This is a genomic window from Micromonospora sp. LOL_021 (assembly GCF_048060215.1).
In the GTDB taxonomy this organism is placed as follows: domain Bacteria; phylum Actinomycetota; class Actinomycetes; order Mycobacteriales; family Micromonosporaceae; genus Micromonospora_E.
Genome location: NZ_JBHMIN010000160.1, coordinates 1 through 384, shown reverse-complemented (window position 1 = coordinate 384; position 384 = coordinate 1). Strand labels below are relative to the sequence as shown.

1 protein-coding gene is annotated in these 384 nt (G+C 71.1%); it reads left to right on the top strand.

Annotated features, from left to right (window positions below; translation table 11 throughout):
- Positions 1–32: 32 nt before the first annotated feature.
- Positions 33–384: RNA-guided endonuclease InsQ/TnpB family protein (locus ACFHWT_RS31490; protein ID WP_416598351.1), on the top strand; the 352-nt coding region annotated here is incomplete at its 3' end.

The window sequence follows — 384 nt, the reverse complement described above, 5'->3', positions numbered from 1 at the left end:
GGGTCGAGCCGGCCCCGGCGTCGGGTGCCGTGGTGGGGGTCGACGCCGGCCTCGACAGCCTGTTCACCCTCTCCACCGGGGAGAAGATCCCCAACCCGAGGCACGAACGCCGCGACCGCGATCGGCTGGCCCGCGCCCAGCGGAACCTCACGCGCAAGGCCAAAGGCTCCGCGAACCGGGCCAAGGCCCGGTTGGCGGTGGCCCGGATTCATGCCCGGATCGCCGACCGCCGCCGCGACCACCTGCACAAGCTGACCACTCGACCCGTTCGTGAAACCCAAACGATCGTGATCGAGGACCTGACCGTCCGCACCATGACGGCCAACCACAGTCTGGCCCGCGCCATCTCGGACGCGGCCTGGCGGCAGTTCCGCACCATGCTGG